The sequence below is a fragment of the Chrysiogenia bacterium genome (assembly GCA_020434085.1).
In the GTDB taxonomy this organism is placed as follows: Bacteria; JAGRBM01; JAGRBM01; order JAGRBM01; family JAGRBM01; genus JAGRBM01.
Map to the genome: position 1 here is coordinate 1 of JAGRBM010000222.1, position 1,801 is coordinate 1,801.

The following is a 1,801-nucleotide window of genomic DNA, read 5'->3' on the forward strand; positions in this document are numbered from 1 at the left end:
GATGTCCCGGATGATGCGGTTGTGGATCCGGTCGTAGGTGGGCGAAAAGGCCATCTGCTGGAGCGGGTTGAAATACTTGTTGAGCAGGATCTCGCGCCGGATGATCTCACCGGCAGCCTTGAAGACGTTGTAGGCGATGCGTTCCTTGTGGAAGAGGGCCTCGGTGAGCACCTGCACGTGGGAGAGCCCGTCGTGGAGCAGGTAGAGGCTCTGGCGCGGGGTGTCCTGGTTGAGGCTCTTCTCGACGAGCATGTCGCGCACGAGGTCGTCGGCCACCTGGGTCTCGACAAAGCGCTGGAAGTGGTGGTCGCCGGGACCGGAGTTTTCGAGGAGCTTTCCGGTGAGCGAGGACAGGCGCTTCAATAACTGGGTCACGATGCCCATTTCGTCGGTGAAATCGCGCTGGATGATCTCCTCGCGGTTCGTAAAGAACAGGTTGTCGAGATTGAAAAAGCGGTCCAGACCGCGCAGCAGCATGTCGATCTCGAAGAGGAGTTCTTCCTTGCCCTCGAGCTCGAGGCTCTTTACCCACGCGTCGCGTGCGTGCTGGGACTCGTCATTGTTGGAAAATTCATCCATGGGCCCGGCCCAGCCTAGTCGATTCCCCACGGGGCGGCACCCATGAGCGGGCCCGCAAAAAGTTGACCGATCCAGCCAGCCTCGGGCCCAGAATGCGCCTCAGGGGTGTTCGTCAGGGAAGAGCGCAAAGGCCCGATCTTTCACATTACTTTACAAACCTGCCGTTCCCAGCCCGGGGGAGGCTGGAGTAATCTGGAGTTGTTCGGATCAAGTGAATGGGCCTCTTCGCTACTTTATGGCTCGCTTGTGTGGCGGAGAGGCCCAGTCCATTTTTCGCGTATCATCACAAAAAACGGCGCCCATCGGGCGCCGTTTTCTTTGTCCGGTATCTCAAGTAGCCATCGCTTACTTGGCGACCTGCCCGCCGTCGATGACGACCGTCTCTCCGGTCATGAAGTCCGAGGCCGGGCTGGCCAGATACACAGCCAACGGCCCCAGCTCCTCGGGCTCTCCCCAGCGACGGAACGGGATACGCTTGACCATGAGCGGCCCGGTGACGGGATCCTTCAAGGCGCTCTCGTTGATCTCCGTGAGGAAATAGCCCGGCGCGATGGCGTTGACATTGATCTGCTGCTTGGCCCACTCGACGGCCAGTGCCTTCGTGAGCTGGATGACGCCGCCCTTGCTCGCGCAGTAGGGCGAGGTGTGGCTCTCGGCGATGAGGCCGTCGATGCTGGCGATGTTGATCAGCTTGCCCGCACCGCGCGCGAGCCACTCGGGAGCGACTTCCTGGGCAAAGTAGAAGTAGGACGCCAGGTTCACATTGAGCATCTGGTTCCATTCATCGAAGCTGATGTCCTGCATGAGCTTGACGATGCCGATGCCCGCGTTGTTGATGAGGATGTCGATCTGCCCCAGGTCCTTGCGGGCCTGCGCGACGCAGTCGGTGATCGCCTGACGGTCGGTCACGTCGCAGGGAATGACAAAGGCCTTGCGTCCGGTCTTCTCGATCTGCGCGGCGGTCTCAGCGAGCGCATCCTTTGCGCGGGCGGTGATCGCCACGTCGGCGCCGGCCTCGGCAAGGGCCACGGCCATGGCGCGCCCCAGCCCGCGGCTCGCGCCGGTGACAAGCGCCTTCCTGCCGTCGAGTCTGAATTTGTCGAGAACGCTCATTGGAAACTCCTGACACGGTTTTCACCTCTCCCCTTGGGAGAGGTCGGCGTAAAGCGCCGGGTGAGGGTTTTGGTACTGCAGCAACGGAACCCTCACCCTGCCCCTCTCC

Annotated in this window: 2 protein-coding genes; both read right to left on the bottom strand. The window is 61.5% G+C overall.

Features of this window, described 5'->3' with window-relative positions; genetic code table 11:
* Positions 1 to 579: hypothetical protein (locus KDH09_07200; protein MCB0219462.1), on the bottom strand; the 579-nt coding region annotated here is incomplete at its 3' end.
* A 345-nt stretch (positions 580 to 924) separates the two neighbouring features.
* Positions 925 to 1,692, bottom strand: a complete 768-nt coding sequence (locus tag KDH09_07205; protein MCB0219463.1) for a glucose 1-dehydrogenase — start codon at positions 1,690 to 1,692, stop codon at positions 925 to 927.
* Positions 1,693 to 1,801: the final 109 nt, after the last annotated feature.

Excerpts from the sequence above, each read along its gene's own strand:
- KDH09_07205 (MCB0219463.1), bottom strand. The coding sequence starts at position 1,692 with ATGAGCGTTCTCGACAAATTCAGACTCGACGGCAGGAAGGCGCTTGTC.